This is a genomic window from Tessaracoccus sp. MC1865 (genome assembly GCF_017815535.1).
GTDB lineage: Bacteria > Actinomycetota > Actinomycetes > Propionibacteriales > Propionibacteriaceae > Arachnia.
Genome location: NZ_CP072596.1, coordinates 916,229 through 935,970, shown reverse-complemented (window position 1 = coordinate 935,970; position 19,742 = coordinate 916,229). Strand labels below are relative to the sequence as shown.

The 19,742-nt window shown below is 68.5% G+C and carries 20 protein-coding genes; 3 read left to right on the top strand and 17 right to left on the bottom strand.

Annotation, left to right across the window (positions count from 1 at the left end):
- Positions 1-21: 21 nt before the first annotated feature.
- Positions 22-1,572: a glutamine-hydrolyzing GMP synthase gene (gene guaA, locus J7D54_RS04200; RefSeq protein WP_182764564.1), complete on the bottom strand. Its 1,551-nt coding sequence runs from the start codon at positions 1,570-1,572 to the stop codon at positions 22-24.
- Positions 1,573-1,751: 179 nt separating this feature from the next.
- On the opposite strand from guaA, the gene cysK reads away from it, so the two are divergent.
- Both cysK and J7D54_RS04190 read left to right on the top strand, forming a co-directional pair.
- A complete protein-coding gene (cysK, locus tag J7D54_RS04195) occupies positions 1,752-2,681 on the top strand; it encodes a cysteine synthase A (protein ID WP_182764565.1) in 930 nt (309 codons plus the stop codon).
- Positions 2,682-2,750: 69 nt separating this feature from the next.
- The gene (locus J7D54_RS04190; protein WP_209455205.1) at positions 2,751-3,584 is read left to right on the top strand and encodes an NAD(P)-dependent oxidoreductase; all 834 of its coding nucleotides are present in this window, start codon (positions 2,751-2,753) and stop codon (positions 3,582-3,584) included.
- Between the two features lie 11 nt (positions 3,585-3,595).
- Here J7D54_RS04190 and J7D54_RS04185 read toward each other — a convergent pair whose 3' ends face one another.
- Genes J7D54_RS04185 through J7D54_RS04155 form a run of 7 tightly spaced genes read right to left on the bottom strand, consistent with a single transcriptional unit; the run spans position 3,596 to position 9,648 of the window.
- Positions 3,596-4,588 carry a hypothetical protein gene (locus J7D54_RS04185; RefSeq protein WP_182764566.1) on the bottom strand — a complete coding sequence of 331 codons (993 nt, stop codon included), beginning with the start codon at positions 4,586-4,588 and terminating at the stop codon, positions 3,596-3,598.
- Positions 4,588-5,553 carry a hypothetical protein gene (locus tag J7D54_RS04180; protein ID WP_182764567.1) on the bottom strand — a complete coding sequence of 322 codons (966 nt, stop codon included), beginning with the start codon at positions 5,551-5,553 and terminating at the stop codon, positions 4,588-4,590. The genes J7D54_RS04185 and J7D54_RS04180 overlap by 1 nt, the downstream gene beginning before the upstream one ends.
- 50 nt (positions 5,554-5,603) lie before the next feature.
- Positions 5,604-6,308 carry a DNA alkylation repair protein gene (locus tag J7D54_RS04175; RefSeq protein WP_182764568.1) on the bottom strand — a complete coding sequence of 235 codons (705 nt, stop codon included), beginning with the start codon at positions 6,306-6,308 and terminating at the stop codon, positions 5,604-5,606.
- A gap of 3 nt (positions 6,309-6,311) precedes the next feature.
- Entirely contained in the window at positions 6,312-7,943 is a 1,632-nt protein-coding gene (locus J7D54_RS04170) for an ABC transporter permease subunit (protein WP_182764569.1), read from the bottom strand.
- Entirely contained in the window at positions 7,940-8,824 is an 885-nt protein-coding gene (locus J7D54_RS04165) for an ABC transporter ATP-binding protein (RefSeq protein WP_182764570.1), read from the bottom strand. The genes J7D54_RS04170 and J7D54_RS04165 overlap by 4 nt, the downstream gene beginning before the upstream one ends.
- The gene (locus tag J7D54_RS04160) at positions 8,821-9,462 is read right to left on the bottom strand and encodes a TetR family transcriptional regulator (protein WP_209455204.1); all 642 of its coding nucleotides are present in this window, start codon (positions 9,460-9,462) and stop codon (positions 8,821-8,823) included. Before J7D54_RS04160 ends, J7D54_RS04165 begins: the two co-directional genes overlap by 4 nt.
- A gap of 15 nt (positions 9,463-9,477) precedes the next feature.
- The gene (locus J7D54_RS04155; RefSeq protein WP_182764571.1) at positions 9,478-9,648 is read right to left on the bottom strand and encodes an alpha/beta fold hydrolase; all 171 of its coding nucleotides are present in this window, start codon (positions 9,646-9,648) and stop codon (positions 9,478-9,480) included.
- A gap of 103 nt (positions 9,649-9,751) precedes the next feature.
- Between J7D54_RS04155 and J7D54_RS04150 the strand changes: the two genes are divergently transcribed.
- A complete protein-coding gene (locus tag J7D54_RS04150; RefSeq protein ID WP_182764572.1) occupies positions 9,752-10,132 on the top strand; it encodes a globin in 381 nt (126 codons plus the stop codon).
- Positions 10,133-10,168: 36 nt separating this feature from the next.
- Here the strand turns inward: J7D54_RS04150 and J7D54_RS04145 are convergent, their stop codons facing one another.
- The 9 genes from J7D54_RS04145 to J7D54_RS04105 all read right to left on the bottom strand — a co-directional run bounded on the left by J7D54_RS04145 (position 10,169) and on the right by J7D54_RS04105 (position 19,689).
- A complete protein-coding gene (locus tag J7D54_RS04145) occupies positions 10,169-10,465 on the bottom strand; it encodes a chorismate mutase (RefSeq protein WP_076060148.1) in 297 nt (98 codons plus the stop codon).
- 14 nt (positions 10,466-10,479) lie between these two features.
- Positions 10,480-11,580, bottom strand: coding sequence for a GuaB3 family IMP dehydrogenase-related protein (locus J7D54_RS04140; protein ID WP_182764573.1), 1,101 nt, complete (start codon positions 11,578-11,580; stop codon positions 10,480-10,482).
- A 25-nt stretch (positions 11,581-11,605) separates the two neighbouring features.
- Positions 11,606-13,111, bottom strand: coding sequence for an IMP dehydrogenase (gene guaB / locus J7D54_RS04135; protein WP_209455252.1), 1,506 nt, complete (start codon positions 13,109-13,111; stop codon positions 11,606-11,608).
- 163 nt (positions 13,112-13,274) lie between these two features.
- Positions 13,275-13,742 carry a nucleoside deaminase gene (locus J7D54_RS04130; RefSeq protein ID WP_182764575.1) on the bottom strand — a complete coding sequence of 156 codons (468 nt, stop codon included), beginning with the start codon at positions 13,740-13,742 and terminating at the stop codon, positions 13,275-13,277.
- A gap of 27 nt (positions 13,743-13,769) precedes the next feature.
- Positions 13,770-15,257, bottom strand: coding sequence for a cytosine permease (locus J7D54_RS04125; protein WP_182764576.1), 1,488 nt, complete (start codon positions 15,255-15,257; stop codon positions 13,770-13,772).
- A gap of 59 nt (positions 15,258-15,316) precedes the next feature.
- Entirely contained in the window at positions 15,317-16,735 is a 1,419-nt protein-coding gene (locus tag J7D54_RS04120; protein WP_182764577.1) for a DUF1116 domain-containing protein, read from the bottom strand.
- Positions 16,735-18,291: an acyl-CoA synthetase FdrA gene (gene fdrA, locus J7D54_RS04115; protein ID WP_182764578.1), complete on the bottom strand. Its 1,557-nt coding sequence runs from the start codon at positions 18,289-18,291 to the stop codon at positions 16,735-16,737. The genes J7D54_RS04120 and fdrA overlap by 1 nt, the downstream gene beginning before the upstream one ends.
- Positions 18,288-19,085: a DUF2877 domain-containing protein gene (locus tag J7D54_RS04110; RefSeq protein WP_182764579.1), complete on the bottom strand. Its 798-nt coding sequence runs from the start codon at positions 19,083-19,085 to the stop codon at positions 18,288-18,290. Before J7D54_RS04110 ends, fdrA begins: the two co-directional genes overlap by 4 nt.
- Before the next feature lies 1 nt (position 19,086).
- Positions 19,087-19,689: an ankyrin repeat domain-containing protein gene (locus J7D54_RS04105; RefSeq protein ID WP_182764580.1), complete on the bottom strand. Its 603-nt coding sequence runs from the start codon at positions 19,687-19,689 to the stop codon at positions 19,087-19,089.
- Between the last annotated feature and the right edge of the window lie 53 nt (positions 19,690-19,742).

Below are 19,742 nucleotides of genomic sequence, written 5' to 3'. Positions count from 1 at the left end.
AACGCAGCTTGGGGGTTTTCGTCACTCCCACTCGATGGTGCCCGGCGGCTTGCTCGTGATGTCGAGCGCCACGCGGTTGACCTCAGGGCATTCGTTGGTGATGCGGCTGGAGATCTTCTCCAGCAGCTCGTAGGGCAGACGGGCCCAGTCGGCCGTCATCGCGTCGTCGGACACGACTGGGCGCAGCACGATGGGGTGGCCGTAGGTGCGGCCGTCACCCTGCACGCCCACGGAGCGGACATCCGCCAGCAGCACGACGGGGAACTGCCAGATCTCGCGCTCCAGCTTGGCGTTCGCCAGTTCCTCGCGCGCGATGGCGTCAGCCTGGCGGAGGATCGCGAGGCGGTCCTCGGTGATCTCGCCGACGATGCGGATGGCCAGGCCGGGGCCGGGGAACGGATGGCGCCACACCATGGCCTCAGGAAGGCCGAGCTGCTCGCCCACGGCGCGCACCTCGTCCTTGAACATCTGGCGAAGCGGCTCGATCAGCGTGAACTGCAGGTCGTCCGGCAGGCCGCCAACGTTGTGGTGGCTCTTGATGTTGGCCGCGCCCTCGCCGCCGCCGGACTCGACGACATCCGGGTACAGCGTGCCCTGGACGAGGAAGTCGATGCCCCGGTCGCCCGCGATCTCGCGCGCCTTCTCCTCGAAGGTGCGGATGAACTCGCGGCCGATGATCTTGCGCTTCTCCTCCGGATCGCTGACGCCTGCCAGCGCGGTGAGGAAGCGCTCACGCTCGTCGGCGAAGACGAGGTCCACGCCGGTGGCCGCCACGAAGTCCGTGCGGACCTGCTCGACCTCACCCTCACGAAGGAGGCCGTGGTCGACGAACACGCACGTGAGCTGCGAGCCGATGGCCTGCTGCACGAGCGCGGCGGCGACGGCGGAGTCGACGCCGCCGGACAGCGCGCAGAGGACATGCTTGTCGCCCACCTGGCTGCGGACCGCGTTGATGGACTCCATCACCATGTTCTCCGGGGTCCAGTCGGCAGTCAGCTTGGCGATGTTGAACAGGAAGTGTTCAATGACCTGCTGGCCCCACTGGGTGTGGTTGACCTCGGGGTGCCACTGCACGCCAGCGAGCCCGCGCTCCCTGTCCTCGAACGCCGCCACCGGGGCGCCGGCGGTACGGGCGAGGACCTTGAAGCCCTTGGGGGCTTTGCTCACGGAGTCGCCGTGCGACATCCAGACGTTGAGGGTGTTGGGCAGCGAGCCGAGCAGGCAGCCACCCTCGGCGATCGACAGGGACGTGCGGCCGTACTCGCGCTGGCCGGTCTTCGCGACCGTGCCGCCGAGGGCCTGCGCCATCGCCTGGAAGCCGTAGCAGATGCCCAGGACCGGGACCCCCGCGCTGAAGATGGCGGGATCGACAGAGGGCGCGTCGTCGGCGTACACCGAGGACGGTCCACCGGAGAGGATGATCGCGGCGGGCTTCTGGGCCATCATCTCCTCGACGCTCAGCCTGTGGCTGACGATCTCCGAGTACACATTGGCCTCGCGCACACGGCGCGCGATCAGTTGGGCGTACTGGGCGCCGAAGTCGACGACCAGCACCTTCTCGTGGGCAGTCATGGTGAGGAGTCTAATGTCGCGGGGCTGCTCCGCCCTAACGGGGAGAGCCTCGCTCACCGACCCTGGACACGTCGCCAGTTCGTCGGGATCGAGGCACGTCAGCCGTGCCCTCGAAAAATTCGTGGAGCCGAATTCCCGCGCCGGGGAATAATCCCCCTGTCAGCGCGGTTGGCGGTGGCATGAGCATTTACTCTGACGTCACGGCCCTCGTCGGTCGCACCCCCCTCGTGAAGCTGAACCGGGTCGCCGGCGACAACGCCATCGTCGCCGCGAAGCTCGAGTTCTACAACCCCGCCAACTCCGTCAAGGACCGCATCGGCGTGGCCATCGTCGACGCAGCTGAGGCTTCCGGCGAACTGCAGCCCGGCGGCACCATCGTCGAGGGCACCTCGGGCAACACCGGTATCGCTCTGGCCATGGTGGGCGCCGCCCGCGGCTACAAGGTGGTCCTGACCATGCCCGAGACCATGTCGCTGGAGCGCCGCGCACTGCTGCGCGCCTACGGTGCCGAGCTCGTGCTGACCCCCGGCCCCGCTGGCATGCGCGGCGCGGTCGAGCGCGCCGAGGAGATCGCGGCTGAGCGCGGCGGCATCCTCGCCCGCCAGTTCGCCAACCCCGCCAACGTGGAGATCCACCGCAACACCACCGCGGAGGAGATCTGGAACGACACCGACGGCGCCGTGGACATCGTCGTGGCGGGAATCGGCACCGGCGGCACCATCTCCGGTGTCGGCCAGGTCCTGAAGGAGCGCAAGCCCAGCGTCCAGATCGTCGCCGTGGAACCGCAGGAATCGGCGATCCTCTCCGGCGGCCAGCCCGGCCCGCACAAGATCCAGGGCATCGGCGCCAACTTCATCCCCGAGATCCTGGACCGTTCCGTCATCGACGAGGTCCTGCCCCGCAACATCGACCAGGCCGTCGACTTCGCCCGCCGGGCCGCACGCGAGGAGGGCCTCCTGGTCGGCCTGTCCTCCGGCGCCGCACTGTCGGCAGCAGCCGAGGTTGCGGCCCGCCCGGAGAATGCAGGCAAGACCATCGTGGTCATCGTCCCGTCGTTCGGCGAGCGCTACCTCTCCACAGTCCTGTTCGAGGGCCTGATCGACAACTGATCGACCATCTTTCCGCTTGAGACGAGGGCGGCCGCTGCCGACAGGCAGCGGCCGCCCTAGTCTGAAGGCATGAGAATCGTCATCACGGGCGCCAGCGGCAAGGCCGGGCAGGCCACCCTGCGCCACTTCACCGACAACACCGACCACGACGTCGTGGCCACGGATCTCGCACCGCGCCCCTCCTGGTACGACGGCCGCTTCTTCAAGGCGGACCTGACGCAGGTGGGCGAGGCCATGGACCTCCTCGTCGACGCCGACGCGGTCATCCACCTGGCCAACATCCCGGCAGACAACATCCACACCGACACCCACACGCTCAACCAGAACCTGCTGATGAACACCAACGTGTTCATGGCGGCCTGGAAGCTGCGGCTGAAGCGCATCGTGTGGGCCTCCAGCGAAACCACCCTGGGGCTGCCGTTCGACGAGGTGCGCTATGTCCCCGTCGACGAGGACCACTACCCGCTGCCGAACTCGACGTACTCGCTCAGCAAGGTGATGACGGAGACGATGGCCGCCGAGGTCGCCCGGTGGGCCGGCATCCCGGTGATCGCGCTGCGGTTGTCGAACATCTTCACGGTGGACGACTACGCCATGCAGCCGTCGTTCGCGAAGGATCCCGAGGCGCGCCGCTGGAACCTGTTCGGCTACATCGACGCCCGCGACGTCGCCCAGTCCTGTGAGGACGCGCTCACCGCAGACCTCACCGGCGCGCACTCCTTCGTGATCGCCGCCGACGACATCATCCTCGACATGCCCACGCGCGACGCCCTCAAGGCGATCCACCCGGGCCTGACGGTGCCGGACGAGGTGGCGGAGTTCGGCACGTTGCTCAGCAACCGGGCCGCCGCCGAGAAGCTGGGGTGGCGTCCGCGGCACTCTTGGCGCGACGTCGTGGCCTGAGCCATCGGCGGCTACTTCTCGATGGCCAGCTTCTCGTCGACGGCGGGGAGGTAGTACAGCGCCAGCGAGTCGAGGATGCGCTTGACCTGCGCGAGCGATGCCTGGCGTTCCCCCTCCGTGGTGGCTCCGGCGGCGAGCCTGGCAGCCTTGCCCGCGCGGCGCGCATCCGCGCGGGCGTGTTCCGGGAAATGGCTGAGCCCCAGACGTTCGGCGTTGGCCTGCGCCACGTTGAACGTCAGTTCCACCTCGGTGGCGCGTTCGTCCAGTTCGTCGGTGGAGGTGAGATCCGTGACGTCGTCGAACGCCACCAACGCCGCCTCGAACTCGGCCGTGGCCGGCACCTTCGGGTCGAAGAGCGCCGGCGACTCGATGCGGTAGGCGATGTCGCCGCGCAGGCCCAGGTAGGCGTCGCGGATCGCGTCGACGCGTTGGTAGGCGAGTCCGCGCCGGTCCGAGCCGGGCGTCGGCGGAACCCCCAACTTGCCCGCCTCGCGCGTCAGCGCATAGGCGTGGATCGTCCCCGTCGTCAGGCCCAGACGGTCCGGCGCCAGGAAGGTGAGCCGGCCGCCCTTCCAGAGCCGCCGCACGCCCATGGCGGCCGCGCCGGCGATCATGAACGACAGGTACAGAAACGACATCGGGTTCGAGTTCAGGCTGGTCAGGACCATGAACACGGTGGTCACGAGGGCGCTGGCCAGCAGGGCGGCGATGTTGCGCGGCGAGAACAGCTGGTCCTCGTGCCAGATCACGGCAGGCAGCACCATCGCCCGGGCACCGGGGCCCTCCAGGAGGGAGGCCGCCTGGGCCCCCAGGGACTCGCCGGGCTTCACGTCACGCTCGAACCGCTCGCCGTTGGGCCGCTGGATGCGCAGCTTGATCTTGTCCTTCTGTCCCCGCCGCGCGTCGACGACGACGGCCTCGTCGTCGTTGTAGAGCAGCACCGCGCCGGGCGCGAAGCCGGCCCACGTGGTGTCGGGCGGGACCTGCTGCCAGGTGGCGTACATCAGGAGGCCCGCCTTCCGGGGAGCTGCGGCGGGGTGCTGCCGGTGATGGCCCTGCGCGCTTCCGTCCCGGTGGGCAGGTAGTAGAGCGCCAAGTCGTCGAGGATCTCGACGGCTCGGCGCAGCGCTGTCTCCCGCTCCGGCGCGGGTGCCGCTTCATCGACGGCGAGCCTGGCGGCCTTGAGCGCCGTGGTCGCTCGGAACTGGGCCGCCTGCGGCAGGTGCGCCATCCCGATCCGCTCGGCGTTCGCCCGTGCGGCGGCGAAGGTTGCCCGCACGCGGCGGGCGAGCTCGCGCCGCTCGTCATCGCCGGCCACGCCGTCGTTGTTGTCCCATTGCAGCAGTGCGAGGGTGAACTCCTTCGACGTGGGCTCGTGGGGGTCGAACAGTGCGGGGAACTCGATGCGGTAGACGATGTCACTGAGCAGCCGTCCGTACTCCTCCTTGACGTCGTCGACCTCGATCTCCTCGGGCAGCGCCGGCAGGGGGAAGTCGATGGCCCTGACGTCGCCGTCGCCGGTCTCCACGGCCCAGTCGCGATACCGGCGGCCCTTCTTGAAGGCGTCCTGGGCCACGAGGATGATGGTGATGCCGAGCGCGAGGAACACGAAGCGGAGGAGGCCGAAGGCGTCGCCGACGCCGCCCAGTCCGGCCAGCGCGATCCCCACCACCCACGGCAGGTAGGACAGGAAGGTCTGCGCCGGCCGCAGTTTGGCCGTGACCTCGCCGCCCTCCACCTGGAAGGCCCGGAGCGGGCGGGCGGCCGACACGGTGGCCACGGCCTGCCTCAGGGTGCGCTCCCCGCGCACGCCCTCGAAGTCTGTCTTGCGGCCGTCCGGCAGGTACGCGGTGAGCGTGTGGGTGCCGCCCTGGGAGGTCCTGCGGATGATGCTCCGGCCGGCCTCCGTCTCGACGAGGAGGAGGCGGCCCAGCGCTGAAACGGGGCTGTCGAGGGAGATCTCCACCATGTCCACCCCTCGACGATACCGGTGCGGCGAGGCACGCCCGGCTGGAGGGCTCAACCTGCCGACGACGGGCGGCCCAGCCACTTGAGGCCCTCCCGCACCGAGAGCGGCGAGAGCCTGTCCGCATTGGCCGCGATGTAGGTGCGCACCCATGGGCCGTCGGTTTTGGAGTATTCGCGCAGCGCCCAGCCGATGGCTTTGCGCGCGAAGAAGTCGCCGTCGCTGATGCTGTGCTCGATCGCGTGCGTCAGCAGCTCACGATCGGTGGCCTGCCGGAACAACCGCTGGCAGATGATCGTGGTGCGCCGCAGCCAGAGGTCCTCCTCCTCCACCCAGCCGCGCAGGAGCGGTGTCATGAGGGCGGGCTGGGCGCGGAGGAGTTCCCCCACGGTGCGGGCAGAGATCTCGTCGACGACGTCCCACCATGCGCCGGTCACGATGAGGTGGCGGAGCATGGCGATGTTCTCCGGTGAGGGCTCGAGGGCGAAGGCCCGGTAGCGACCGTGGCGCAGGACTGCGATGGCGGCGTACCACTCCTCGCGGTGGGTGGCGTGGTCCCAGAGGTCGACGACGGCGGCGCGCCACCCGTCGGCCGACGCCAGCCGGGACCGGGACAGGACCGGCTTCAGGGCCGCCCTCAATGCAGGTGACGTCAGGCCGTAGTACGGCAGCGCCGATTTCATGTACCGCTGCTGGCCGGCGGCGCGTGCCGGATAGGCCTGGGCACGCAGCGCGGCGCGGATCTCGTCGGTCAGCATGGCTCAGCGGAGGTCGCGGCGCGCGAACAGGGGAAGCCCTGCCAGGACCAACGCGACGGCGGCGACCAGGAGCCACGTCGGCTGCCACCACGCCATGCCCACCTCGATGGGGGCGCCGTACAGGTAGGCGCGGAAGGGCGACCACCATCCCCACTCCTCCCGGCCCGCCGCCATGAGCAGCGTGTAGCCGAAGTACGTCGCGATGGCCACGCCCGTGGTGCCCCAGACGACGAGGCCGGGGCGGCCGGTGGCGGCGGACAACAGCAGCGCGAAGCCGCCGAAGGCCCAGCCGAGGCAGGCCATCAGGAAGCAGGCGGTCGCGACGTTGGCGAGTGCCACCTCGAGCCCGCCCAGCGCGTTGCCCGCCCACAGGCCGAGGAACAGCCCGACGCTGACCACCAGCACGTAGCCGGCCATGACCGCAGCGGTGGTCCAGTAGACGCGGGAGCGCGAGACGGGGGTGGCGAGCAGTCCCGCGAGCCGCCCAGCGTGCTCCTCCCCCGCGATGCCGGCCGACGCGGCTGCGGTGGCCAGCAGGATCACGGCGATGGGGGCCATCATGCCCATCGTTTCGATGTGGAGGAACCCGGCGGGGGTGGACATGTTGCCACCGCCGAACATCGCCACCATCGCCTCGGGGAAGCTCGCGGCGAACTGGTTGAGGTCGGCCTCCATCGACGAGTACAACGGGCCCATCAAGAGGCCCATCAGCGCGCCCATGATGAACGTCACCGTGATCAGCAGCGTGCGCTGGGAGGCGAAGCGCAGACCCAGGAGGGACTGGCCCCGACCTGTGGGGCGAACCAGTTTCCCGACGACAGGGAGCGCATGGAGCCGCTCCTTCAGCGACGCGCCGCCCTCATGGAGGCGGATCTCGCGCCGTGCGAACCCGACGACCCCCACCGCCACCAGAACCACGGTCCCACCGAGCAGCAGCGCGAGGTGTCCGCCGTCGACGCCGTTGACCAGCGGCTTCGAACCGTTGAACCAGGTCCACGGCACCCAATCCGCCGAGCCCTCACGCAACAGGGGCAGCAGCCCCGCGCCGAGCCACCCCAGCACCATGACACCGGCTGCGATCGCGGCCGCCAGAGACTTGCGACCCGTCAGCGCGCCGACGGCGAACGCGACGGCCGCGTGGAACACGGTGTTGGCCCCGAGGTGGGTCATGAGGGCACCGAGATCGGATTGGCCGATGTCGATGCCGAGGGCCAGGGGCGCCAGCGCGCCGGCCGCCCAGATCACGACCGTCGCGGCCACGAGGAGCAGCACCATGGCCACCGCCCTGCTCAAGGCGTAGGCCGTGCGCGACACGGGCGCGGCCAGCACCAGGGGCAGCGTCCGGTTGCCCTCTTCGCCGGCCACGGCCTGGGCCCCGATCGCGATGCCGACGCCTGCCAGTGCCATCGCGCCGATGGCCCCGAGCATCTCGTTGTAGGCGAGCACGGACGCGTCCGCCTCCACGGGGACACCCATCACGCTGCGGACGGCTTCCGGGAGCGCCTCGTAGATGCTCAGGTCGATGTCCTGGTAGACGATCAGCCCGAACACCAGCATCGCGGCGACGACTGCGGCGGCGGTCGTCAGGCCACGCCACCCGTCGGCCAGGCCCTTGCGGAGGACCGCGGTGCTCACTTCGCGTCCTTGTAGTAGGCCAGGAAGATCTCCTCGAGGTCGGCATCGTTGGTGCGGAGGTCGCGCAGGGTGGTGAGGCCGGTGACGGCCCCGAGCAGCGCGGACATGTCACCGTTGAAGTCGACGACCGCGCGCCCCGGCCTCAGTTCCACGTCGCGCACGCCGTCGATCCGGCGGAGGAAACCCTCCTCGAGTTCGCCGTCGAAATCCAGCTCGATACGGCGCATCTGCATGGCGCGGAGCGCAGCGACCTCCTCCACGGCGACGAGGCGACCGTGACGGATGATGCCCACCCGGTCCGCCACGCGCTCCACCTCTGACAGGGTGTGCGACGACAGGAAGACGCTTCGGCCGTCGTCGGCGACCTCGCGCATCATGGCCCAGAACTCGTGCTGCACGAGGGGGTCGAGGCCTGCGTTGGGTTCGTCGAGCAGGAGCAGTTCGGGCTTGTGCATGAACGTGGCGATCAGGCCGATCTTCTGCCGGTTGCCGCTGGAGAGTTCACCGACGCGCTTGTCGAGGGTCGCCTTGAGGCGCTCCACGAGTTGGTCGACGTAGCGCCAGTCGACTCCCCCGCGGAGATTGGCGAAGAACTTCAGGGTGTCCCGTCCTGTCATCGCCGGCCACAGCGCCAGGTCCGCCGGGAGATAACCCAGCCGGTTGCGGTGGGCCACCTCGCGCGGTGCGGCACCCAGCACCGTGGCCGAGCCCGAGGTCGCGTTGAGCTCGCCCATCAGCACGCGGATGGTGGTGGACTTCCCGGCTCCGTTCGGGCCGAGGAAGCCGAAGACCTCGCCTTGCCGCACGTCGAGATCGAGGTCCACCAGCGCGGGGAAGGACCCGTAGTGCTTGGTGAGCTGCCGCGTTTGGATGGGGATCATGCGTCCTCCTCGGACAGTTTATCGATGGCCGCGAGGTACTGCTCACGGACCGCGGGTTGCAGGAGGCCGCCGAAGACCTCCAGGTGGACGCGGAGGTAGCGCGCGAAGCCGGGCTGGGTGGATGGGTCTGCGCTGCGCAGGTCGATGCCGAAGTGCCTGCTCAGGTGGTTGTGCAGGCTGAGCGAGCCCAACCCGAACATCGTCAGCAGGACGGCCCGGGACCGCTCATCGTCGGTGGGCGTGAGCAGCCCGGCCTGAACGCCTGCCGCGAGGTAGTCCTCGGCGTCGTCGATCATCGCGTCGACGAGGTGGTTGATGCCCTCGGAATCGTCGGTGAGGCGCATGGCGAGGTAGCCCATGACGTGCTCGGAGCCGGTGGCCCGGAGCGCTGCCAGCGCGTCGAACCCGGCGCCCTGGGCGATGGCGTCCTCTTTGCCGTTGCGCACGAGATCCGCGACGTGTTGGTCACAGGCGTGCAGGAGCTGCCCCATGGATCCGAAGTGATGGCGGATGAGGCCCAGCGACACCCCGGCCAGGTCGGCGACGGCGCGCGCCGTCGCGGCCTTCACCCCCGATTCCGCGACGATCTCGATACACGCGTCGCGCAGCTTGGCGCTCGTCGTCCGGTCATCAATCACGATACAAGCGTATAACTACCTATACGCTTGTACAAGGCGTCGCCCAGCGACGACGTACCGCCAGAAGCCGCCGCTGCTGAGGTTGCCGTGCACCAGCAGCAGCGGCGTGCCGTCCATCGGACCTGCCGTCCACACGTTCTGGGTGAGGCGGTTGGTCCGGATCCGCTGCCGGGTCAGTTCGTTCATGGCAGGGCTCCTCGTCGTTGGGGGTGGGCCGCTGCCGCCAATCCTGACACCGCGTTCAGGTTGCTGTAGAGGGTGCGTCACCGGCTCCTGACACAATGGGTCCGTGACAGACAAGAGCTTCTACGACCGCGTGGGCGGCTACGGGACTTTCCAGCAACTCGTGCACGAGTTCTACAAGGGTGTCGCCGATGACGCCCCGCTGCGGGAGCTCTACCCCGAAGCGGACCTGGGCCCGGCGGAGGACCGGTTGAGGATGTTCCTCGAGCAGTACTGGGGCGGCCCGAAGACCTACCAGGAGCAGCGCGGCCACCCGAGGCTGCGGATGCGGCACCTGGAGTTCGCCGTCACCCCGCTGCAGCGCGACCGCTGGGTGCACCACATGATGAACGCCTGCGACACGCTGGATCTCGCCCCGGAGGACGACGCCGCCCTGCGCGACTACCTGGTGCGGGCGGCGGAGTTCATGATCAACGCCCACGACTGACCCGGCAGCCTCCCCCGAGGCCGCCGGCTCAGGGCGTCAGTCTGCCTGCTCCGCGGCGATCCGCTCGTGGTGGCGCACCACCTCGCTGACGATGAACGTCAGGAACTTCTCCGCCAGCTCAGGATCCAGCTCCGCGCTCTCCGCGAGCGCACGGAGCCGGGCGATCTGTTGGGCCTCGCGGCCCGGGTCTGCCGGCGGCAGCCCCGCCCTCGCCTTGAGCTCTCCCACCCGCTGGGTCACCTTGAAACGCTCAGCCAGCAGGTGGATGAGGGCGGAGTCCATGTTGTCGATGCTGCCGCGCAGGCGCTTCAGCTCGTGGAGGGCTTCGTCCATGGGGATCCCCATCGTCAGAGCAGGATGAGTTCGATGCGCTGGAACGACTTGAGGTCCGTGTAACCGGTCAGCGCCATGGCCTTGCGGAGACCGCCAGCCAGGTTCATCGTGCCGTCCGGAACCCGCGACGGGCCGAGCACGACCTCTTCGAGGGTGCCGACCTGCTCGAAGAAGGAGCGCTCGCCACGCGGCAACGAGGCGTGCCAGGCCTCGGAACCCCAGTGCCAGCCGCGGCCGGGGGCCTCGGTGGCGCGGGCCAGCGGCGAGCCGACCATCACGGCGTCGGCACCACAGGCGATGGCCTTGGCGATGTCGCCGGAACGCCCGACGGCGCCGTCGGCGATGATGTGCACGTAGCGGCCGCCGGACTCCTCGAGGTAGTCACGACGGGCCTCCGCCACGTCTGCCACCGCAGAGGCCATGGGCACCTGGATGCCCAGCACCGACGCGGTGGTGTGCGTGGCGCCGCCGCCGAAGCCGACGAGGACGCCGGCCGCACCGGAACGCATGAGGTGAAGACCCGCACGGTAGGTGGCCACCCCACCGACGAGCACCGGGGTGTCGAAGCGGTAGATGAAGTCCTTGAGATTGAGGGTGTCCTCGCCGCCGACGTGCTCCGCAGAGACGGTGGTGCCGCGGATCACGAAGAAGTCCATGCCGGCCTTCTCGATGATGGGCGCGAACTCCTGCGTGCGGGCGGGCGACAGCGACCCGGCCACCGGAACCCCGGCGTCGCGGATCTCGGCCAGGCGATCGCGGATGAGCTCCGCCTTCACCGGCTCGGCGTAGATCTCCTGCAGCCGCTTGGTGGCGGTGACCTGATCCGACTGCTGGGTGATCAGTTCATACTGGGCCTGGGGATCCTCGTAGCGGGTCCAGAGGCCCTCCAGGTTCAGCACGCCCAGGCCGCCGAGTTGCCCCATGCGGATGGCCGCTGCTGGCGACATCACCGAGTCCATGGGGGCGGCCACGATCGGCACGTCGAAGCTGACGGCGTCGATCTTCCAGGAGAGGTCCACCTCCTCGTCGCTGCGGGTGCGACGCGTGGGCGCGATGGCGACGTCGTCGAAGCTGTAGGCGCGGGAGGCGCGCTTGGAACGCTCAAGCTCGTACATGTGGTTGTTTATACCTGTTCTCTTCCTAGCGCGACGAGTAGTTCGGCGCTTCGGCGGTCATCTGGATGTCATGTGGGTGCGATTCGCGCAGGCCGGCGGCCGTGATCCGCACGAAGCGGCCCCGGTCCTGGAGCTCGGCGATGGTGCCCGCTCCGGAGTAGAACATGGACTGCCGCAGGCCACCCACCAGTTGGTAGGCCACGGCGGCCAGCGGACCGCGGTAGGCGACCTGTCCCTCGATGCCTTCGGGGATGAGCTTGTCGTCGGCGGTGACGTCGCCCTGGAAGTAGCGGTCCTTCGAATAGGAGGCCTTGCGCCCGCGCGCGGCCATGGCGCCCAGCGAACCCATGCCGCGGTAGCTCTTGTACTGCTTGCCGTTGATGAACACCAGCTCGCCGGGGCTCTCGGCGCAGCCGGCCAGGAGCGAACCGAGCATGACGCTGGAGGCGCCGGCCACGATGGCCTTGGCGATGTCGCCGGAGTACTGGAGGCCGCCGTCGCCGATGACAGGGACGCCGGCCGGCCTGGCGGCACGGGCCGCGTCGTAGATGGCGGTGACCTGGGGCACGCCCACGCCTGCCACCACGCGGGTGGTGCAGATGGAGCCGGGGCCGACGCCCACCTTCACGGCGTCTGCGCCGGCCTCGACGAGCGCCTTGGCGCCGGCGTAGGTGGCGACGTTGCCGCCGATGATGTCGACGTCAGCCGCGAGGGGTTCTGCCTTGAGGCGCCGGATCATGTCCACGACGCCGCGGCTGTGGCCGTGCGCGGTGTCGACGACGATGGCGTCGACGCCCTTCTCCACCAGCGCCATGGCGCGGTCCCAGGAGTCGCCGAAGAAGCCGACGGCGGCGCCGACGCGCAGGCGGCCGGAGTCGTCCTTGGCGGCGTGGGGGTACTTGTCAGCCTTGACGAAGTCCTTGAGGGTGATGAGCCCCTTGAGCTTGCCCTGGCCGTCGACGATGGGCAGCTTCTCGATCTTGTGCCTGGCCATGAGGCCGATGGCCTCGTCGTTGGTCACGCCGACGTGGGCGGTGACCAGCGGCATCTTCGTCATGACCTCGCCCACCTTGCGGGAGGCGTCGTCCTCGAAGCGCATGTCGCGGTTGGTGATGATGCCCAGGAGCGTGCCGTCGGAATCCACCACGGGCGTGCCGGAGATGCGGAACTGGGCGCAGAGGTCGTCGACCTCCCCGAGCGTGGCGTCGGGACCGACGGTGATGGGTTCAGACACCATGCCGGCCTCCGAGCGCTTCACCTGGTCAACCATGTGCGCCTGGTCTTCGATGCTGAGGTTGCGGTGCAGGATGCCGATGCCACCCTCGCGCGCCATGGCGATGGCCAGGCGGGATTCGGTGACGGTGTCCATCGCGGCGGAGGCGAGCGGAACGTTGAGCCTGATGCGACGGGTCAGCTGGGTGCCGGTGTCCACCTGCGAGGGGATGATGTCTGATTGGTTGGGCTGAAGGAGCACATCGTCATAGGTGAGCCCCAGCACGCCGAACGGCGCGGGCACCCCCGATCCAGTCAGTTCCTCGGACACTTGGTCACCCTTCGGTCGCGGCCATTCGAGGCCTCAGTCTACGCCGCCGCCTGAGGCTGGGCTAACCGGTGGCCGAGCGGCGGACGGCTCCGGAAATGACGAACCCCGCCAGACAGGGGGACGCCTGGCGGGGTTCTCAGTGTGCTGTGGGTCAGGCCCGCTCGGCTTTCAGCCGACCGAACTCGGTCCAGATCTCAGCACAGTCTTCGCGGCCCTCTTCGAGATGCTCGAGGTCGAAGAGGGTGGGGTCGGTCTTGTCGAGGAAGTCGCGCAGGTGCTGGTCCGAGAACCCGGCCTCCGCAGCGTCGGTGCGGGTGGAGGCGTAATAGCACTTCTCCACGCCGGCCCACATCATCACGGCCACGCACATGGGGCAGGGCTCGCACGTGGCGTACATGGTCGAGCCGCTGAGGTCGAGCGTGTTCAACGTGGCGCAGGCCTCACGGACCGCGACGAGCTCGGCGTGGCCCGAGGGGTCCATCTCCTTGAGCACGGTGTTGCCGACGGCGGCGATGACTTCGCCGTTCTTGTCGACGAGGGTGGCGCCGAACGGTCCGCCGGTGCCCTCACGCATGCCTTCCATGGTGGCGTCGACGGCGAGCTTGAAGTATTCGTCCATGAGGAACTCCTTTGTCTGTGGGGACGATCAGTTGGTGGTGGTGCGGGGACGGACGAGCAGGTAGCCCACGAACCCGATGATGAGGCCGCAGAAGAAGGCCCAGTTGTTGATGGTGGCCAGCAGTTCGACGCCGCTGAAGAGCTTCCCGGACATGGTCACGACGAAGCTGACGACCAGCACGCCGATCGCGCGCCAGTTGACGCCGCCCGGGTACGCGCCGTCCGCACCGGGGGCGGTGTAGATGTTGTCGAGGTTAAGGACGCGCTTGCGCTCGAGGTAGTAGCTGGCGAGCATGATGCCGGCGATGGGGCCGAACATCGAGCCGATGAAGCTGTAGAAGAGGTAGAGCATCGTGGTGTTCTCCACGAACTGCCAGGGCAGGATCAGCGTGCCGACGACGGCGGCGAGGAGGCCGCCGGTCTTCACGGTGAACCACTTGGGCAGCTGGGCCGTCATCTGCAGCCCGGAGGGCAGCATGTTGCCGAACACGACGAAGGCGGTGGCGCCGACGTTCATGGCCAGGATCAGCAGGATGACGATGAAGGGGTTGCCGATCGAGTTGATGGCGTCGACGAAGACCGTGGGCTTGTTGACGTCGATCTCACCGCCGCTGACGGCGTACAGGCTGGCCATGAACGACACCGTCACGATGGCGAACAGGATGTAGGACACGATCATGCCGATGGGGAACCCCAGGCGTGGCGCGCGCTGGTTGGCGGCGGTGCGCGAGATGTCGGCGATGTTGACGATCGGGCCGGCCCAGTTGGACACGAGCATCGAGACGCAGGTGACGAAGCCGACGACGGTGACCGGTTCGGTGATCGGGTCGAGCGCGAGCACGTCGCCGACGCCGCCGGCGTTGCTGATCGCGATGATGACACCGACGACCATCAGGATCCAGACGGCGGGCGAGGCCCAGTCGGAGAACTTGCCGATGAACTTCTGGCCGGCGAGGTAGAGCACCACGGTGACGACCCACATCACGACGTAGCTGATCAGCGTCGGGATGGGGAGGCCGAGCACGTCCGCTCCCCCACCGAGGTTCAGGAAGCCCGGGAAGAGCCGCTCGAACACGACGTCGAGGGCCTGGGCCGAGGACACAGTGGTGAGGCCGAAGAAGACGAAGCCGGCGATGAGGCCACGCAGCAGTGCCGGGAACACGGCGCCCTTGACGCCGAAGGTGTCGCGGATGAGCATCGCGAACGGCACACCGTACTTGGCGGCCGCGTGGCCGTTGAGGACGTAGCCGATCGACACGATGACCGCCGCCGTCATGATGGCCCCGATGACCTGCCAGGCGGACAGGCCGAAGGCGAAGAAACCGACGACAGTGAAGTAGCTGAGGATGTTGTGGATGGGCCCCATCCACACCGTCGCGAAGTTGCGGATACCCCAGGTGCGGTCCTTGCGGCGCACCGGCAGCACCTCCTCCGAGTAGCCGCGCGACGCGTACTCGGCGAAGGTCTCGTCCGAGATCTCCACTACGTCAGCAGCGTCAACAGAGAGCGTTGACATGATGTTTCCCCTTTCAAGGGTGGACGGTGGGCAACCCTGCCCACCGATTGTGGTGAGGTTCAGAACTTCTCGGCCAGTGCGAGAGTTGCCGTGTGGAACGCCTCGAGCGGCGGGTAGGTGATGCCTGCACCGATCATGCCGATGCCGGCGTCCTTGTGCGCGATGGCGGTGTTGATGACGGGCAGGATGCCCGTGTCCTCCACCTTGCGCACGTCGATGGCGCTGGCGATCCCACGGAAGTCCAGCAGCGGGATCGTGATGTTCGGGTTGGTCCCGGTGGTGATGTCCATCATGGTCTTCGAGTAGCCGATGGCCTCGGAGACGGTGCCGCCCACCAGGGGGACGATCGCCGGGGCTGCGGCCATGGCGAAGCCGCCGATGCCGTAGGTCTCGGTGATCGCGGAGTCGCCGATGTCGAGGCCGGAGTCCTCCACCGTGTAACCGGCGAACAGCGGGCCGACGACACGCTGGGCCGGCCCGGTGAACCAGGTGTTGCCGCCGATGCCGGAGACCCGGATGCCGAACTCCACGCCGTTGCGGCACATCGTGGTCACGACGGTGGAGTCCGGAATGTTGTGCGCCGCGTCCATGGCGGCCTTGGAGGTGGCCATCCAGGTGGGGCCCGAGAAGTAGTCGGAGCTGAGCACGAAGTTGAAGACGTCCTGCTTGTCCTTCGTCGAGAAGCCCGACTCGAGGATGTGCGGCGTCAGGGCCTGGATGAGCAGCGCGGTCCCGGCGTTGTTGCGGTTGTGGGCCTCGTCGCCCATGTGGATGGCCTGGGCCAGCATCATGCGCAGGTCGATCTCCTTGGCCGACACCATGGCGTCGCGGAGGATCGGGCCGAACACGTCACGCATCCAGTTGAGGCGGTCGATGACGCTCTGGTCGTTGGCGCCCATCCGAAGGATCTTGGCGAGCTGCTCGGACAGGTTGGTGTAGGCGTAGTTGCCGTAGGGGCGGTTCTCCACCACGTGCATGAACATCGATGCGGAGGTTACGCCGGCCATGGAACCCACCGCGTTGTGCTCGTGGCAGGGGCTGAAGTCGATCTCTCCCGAGAGCGCCAACTCATAGGCCTCGTCGAGGTCCTTGGCGAGGCCCTCGAACACCAGCGCGCCGGTGACGGCGCCCTTCATGGCGCCGGCCATGCGCTGGAACTCGATGGGCGGGCCGGCGTGCAGGATGGTCTTCTTCGTCATGCCGGGCACCACGTCGAGGGCCTGACCGAAGCCCACCAGCATGGGCTGGGAGGTGACGATGCGTTCCAGCGCGATGGCGTTGGCGGCCTCGATGCGCTCGGCGTTGGCGGGATCAGCCAGCTTGGTCAGCGCGGCGATCACGTCGGGCCGGCCGCCACCGGGCGGGGTCCAGTCGAGGTGCGTGACGCGGGCGCCCTGGGTGGCGATGTCGTCGGCGAACATCTCGGCCCCGACGTTGACGACCGACAGCGGGTTGGTCAGGAGGTCTGCGATGCTCATCAGTTGTTGCCCTTCTTGACGAATTCGCGGGCGAGGAGCCCGGTGTTGGTGGAAGACGATGCCCACGTGACGCCCGCGTCCGTGAGCTGGTTGACCTGCGAGTCGAAGTCCTGTGGGTCGCCCTCGGTGCCGAGCACGAAGGCGAGGACCTCGAGGTGGCGCCCTTCAGCGGCAGCCTGCTGCTTGGCCTGCTTGATGGCGGGCAGCATCACGCCGACGGGGTCGGGGTTGGCGCCGTAGCCCAGGACGAAGTCGAGCACGATGACGCCGGTCTCCGGGTCAGCGGCCTCCTCCAGGAAGCGCTGGATACGGTTGGACGGATCGATCATGGGGTGCGGCTTGCCGTTGGTGAACTCGTCCGAGCCGAAGTCGAGGAAGGTGTGGCCCTTCGACGTGTCGCCGGCCCCGAGGTGGAACTCACCGGAGCGCAGGTTGGAGTAGACGTCGTCGAAGTCCTCCAGAGCGAGGAACATGGCCTCGTCGCAGAGCGTGCCCCCGGCGAAGATGCCGCGGATGTAGCGCTGCTCGGGAGCGAGCTTGCCGCGGACCTCCTCGATGAGGGGCCAGTTGAGGGGGTGGAGGTTCATGGTGCTGGTGTCGACGCCGCTGGCCTCGAGGGCGGCGATGACGGCGGGCTTGGTGCGGTTGAACGCCTTGACGCCCTTGTCCTCGGCCTCGTCCAGGAGTTCCTGTGGGGCGCCGAGGAAGCACACGACGGCGGGCTTCTTCGAGGCGGCGAGCGCGTCGATGACCTTGCTCGCCACGGAGTGTGCCGGCGGCTTGGACACGACGACGAGCACGTCGGTGCCCGGGTCCGCGTCCAGCGCGGCGATGCCGTCGAGCATCATGATGCCGCCGATCTCCTCGGAGAGGTCGCGGCCGCCGGTGCCGATGAGGTGGCTGATGCCGCCGCCGAAGGCGTGCAGGCGCACGCTCATCTCCTGGCTGCCGGTGCCGGAGGCACCGACGATGCCGATGTGCCCGCGACGTACCTCGTTGGCGAAGCAGAGACCGACGCCGCCGAGGATGGCGGTGCCACAGTCCGGTCCCATCATGAGCAGGCCCCTGTCGTGCGCCTTGCGCTTGAGGGACAGTTCGTCCTCGATGGAGACGTTGTCGGAGAACATCAGCACGCTGAGCCCGGCGTCGAGCGCCGCGTGCGCCTGGTTCGCGGCGAACGCGCCGTTCACGGAGATCACTGCGAGATTAGCGTCCTTGCGGCCACCGGCGGCGCCCTTGAGGGTGCGGTAGGTGATCTCGGATTCCTCGTCGCCGCGGGGTTTGCGGACGAGGAGTTCCTGGACCTGGCCCATGACCTCATCGGTGTCGACGCCGTCGTCGGTGATGGCGATGAGGATGAGGTCACCGGGAGTGGCTTCGGCGACCTCCCCGCTCAGCAGGCCGAGACCCTCCAGCACCTCCTTGTTCATGGGGGTGCCCATGGCGGTGAAGGCCTGCTGCACACCCGGCAGCGCGTTGGCCTTCGTCGAGACCGACATGAGTGAGACCGAGTCGATGTAGGTGTTCTTCTTGATGAGCGTCGTTGTTGTCGTCATCGATGACCTCTTTCAGTGAGTTCCAGGGCGGCGACGAGTCCGCCCACAATGTGCAGTCCTGAGGTGTGCCCGACCGCGAGGCATTGGTTGGTGGCCGCGACGAGGCGGTCGGTGTCGCCTGCGCCGAGCGCATCGACGAGGTGGTGGAGGACGCTGGTCGCGCGGCCGTCGAGGGCCGCCGTCAGCATCGTGAGGCTGATGTCGTTGGTGGCCGCGGCGTGCTCCGCGACGGCGGAGCGCAGCCATCGCAGGGCTGCGTCGCGACCCGTGACGTGGCAGCCGATGATGAAGCCCGCGAGGAGGTCGTCACCGGCCGGGGTGAGACCGGGGCCGAGGCCGATGAGGCCCCCTGCGGCGATCTTGGTGGTGGTGAAGTCGCCGCCGCTCACCGCGGTCTGGAGTCGCACCGCGTGCGTGGCGATCCGCCCCTCTGCCGCGCGCTCGAACGGGTCCGTCGCGTTGGTGACGGGCAGGTGCGCCCGCACCACCTCGACCGCGCTGCGCGTGATCCGCAACGGCCAGCGGGCGGGATTCCAGGTGGTGGCGTTCCTGAGGTCGACGGAGGCGAGATCCACCTCATCTCCGACGGCGAGCTTGAGTGTTGCTGCCGACGGCATGTCCAGTACAGCGGTGCGCGGCCCCACCGGCACCGTCGCGGCTGCGAGGGTCCAGAGGCCGGAGGCGTCGATCATGTTGACGGTGCGCGCGAAGACCGAGTGGACTCGCGCACGCGGGCGGTTGGCGGCCCAGGAGGTGAACTCCCGGTCAGCCACGAGCGCCCTCATCACGGTCATGTCAGGCGCCTGCTGCTACGAGGAGCTCGGCGATCTCGGTGAAGCCCATCTTCTCGGCGTGCTGCAGCGGGGTGACGCCCCACTGGTCGACCATCTTCGGGTCCGCGTCGGCGTCGAGGAGGATCTTCACGATCTCCTGCTGCGCGGGACCCCCGTCGCGGAGAATGATCGCCTCGAGGAGCGGTGTCCAGCCACAGATGTTGGTGTGGTTGACGTTGACGTCGGTCTCCTCGGCCAGGAAGCGTGTGAGTTCCACGAACCCCTTCTCCGCGCAGGGGTGGATGCCCACTCCCCCGAACCGGGTGACCAGCTCGAGGTCGGTGCCGGCCTCCACCATCCGGCGCGCCAAGGTCAGGTCGTTGTTGATGCAGGCCCACAGAAACGGGTTGAGGGAGATGCGGTTCTGGGCGTTGATATCGGCCCCGGCCTCGATCAGCACCTCGAGCGCCTCGGTGTTGCCTGCGCTCGCCGCGATCAACACCGCGGAGGAACGGGCCTGCGCTCCGGTCGCCGTCGCGTTGGGGTCAGCCCCGCCTGCGAGCTGTGCGCGAACCTCGTCGGCGGCGGCACCGGCCACCATGTCCGGCCATGCGGTGTGAGTCATCTTTCCTGCCTGTTCTCCGGGCGTCTCTGCCTTCTTAAACCCTCTGGCATATG

Coding starts and splice junctions, on each gene's coding strand:
- guaA (WP_182764564.1), bottom strand. CDS start 1,572: ATGACTGCCCACGAGAAGGTGCTGGTCGTCGACTTCGGCGCCCAGTAC.
- cysK (WP_182764565.1), top strand. CDS start 1,752: ATGAGCATTTACTCTGACGTCACGGCCCTCGTCGGTCGCACCCCCCTC.
- J7D54_RS04190 (WP_209455205.1), top strand. CDS start 2,751: ATGAGAATCGTCATCACGGGCGCCAGCGGCAAGGCCGGGCAGGCCACC.
- J7D54_RS04185 (WP_182764566.1), bottom strand. CDS start 4,588: ATGTACGCCACCTGGCAGCAGGTCCCGCCCGACACCACGTGGGCCGGC.
- J7D54_RS04180 (WP_182764567.1), bottom strand. CDS start 5,553: ATGGTGGAGATCTCCCTCGACAGCCCCGTTTCAGCGCTGGGCCGCCTC.
- J7D54_RS04175 (WP_182764568.1), bottom strand. CDS start 6,308: ATGCTGACCGACGAGATCCGCGCCGCGCTGCGTGCCCAGGCCTATCCG.
- J7D54_RS04165 (WP_182764570.1), bottom strand. CDS start 8,824: ATGATCCCCATCCAAACGCGGCAGCTCACCAAGCACTACGGGTCCTTC.
- J7D54_RS04155 (WP_182764571.1), bottom strand. CDS start 9,648: ATGAACGAACTGACCCGGCAGCGGATCCGGACCAACCGCCTCACCCAG.
- J7D54_RS04145 (WP_076060148.1), bottom strand. CDS start 10,465: ATGGACGAAGCCCTCCACGAGCTGAAGCGCCTGCGCGGCAGCATCGAC.
- J7D54_RS04140 (WP_182764573.1), bottom strand. CDS start 11,580: ATGTACGAGCTTGAGCGTTCCAAGCGCGCCTCCCGCGCCTACAGCTTC.
- J7D54_RS04130 (WP_182764575.1), bottom strand. CDS start 13,742: ATGGACGAATACTTCAAGCTCGCCGTCGACGCCACCATGGAAGGCATG.
- J7D54_RS04125 (WP_182764576.1), bottom strand. CDS start 15,257: ATGTCAACGCTCTCTGTTGACGCTGCTGACGTAGTGGAGATCTCGGAC.
- J7D54_RS04120 (WP_182764577.1), bottom strand. CDS start 16,735: ATGAGCATCGCAGACCTCCTGACCAACCCGCTGTCGGTCGTCAACGTC.
- fdrA (WP_182764578.1), bottom strand. CDS start 18,291: ATGACGACAACAACGACGCTCATCAAGAAGAACACCTACATCGACTCG.
- J7D54_RS04110 (WP_182764579.1), bottom strand. CDS start 19,085: ATGACCGTGATGAGGGCGCTCGTGGCTGACCGGGAGTTCACCTCCTGG.
- J7D54_RS04105 (WP_182764580.1), bottom strand. CDS start 19,689: ATGACTCACACCGCATGGCCGGACATGGTGGCCGGTGCCGCCGCCGAC.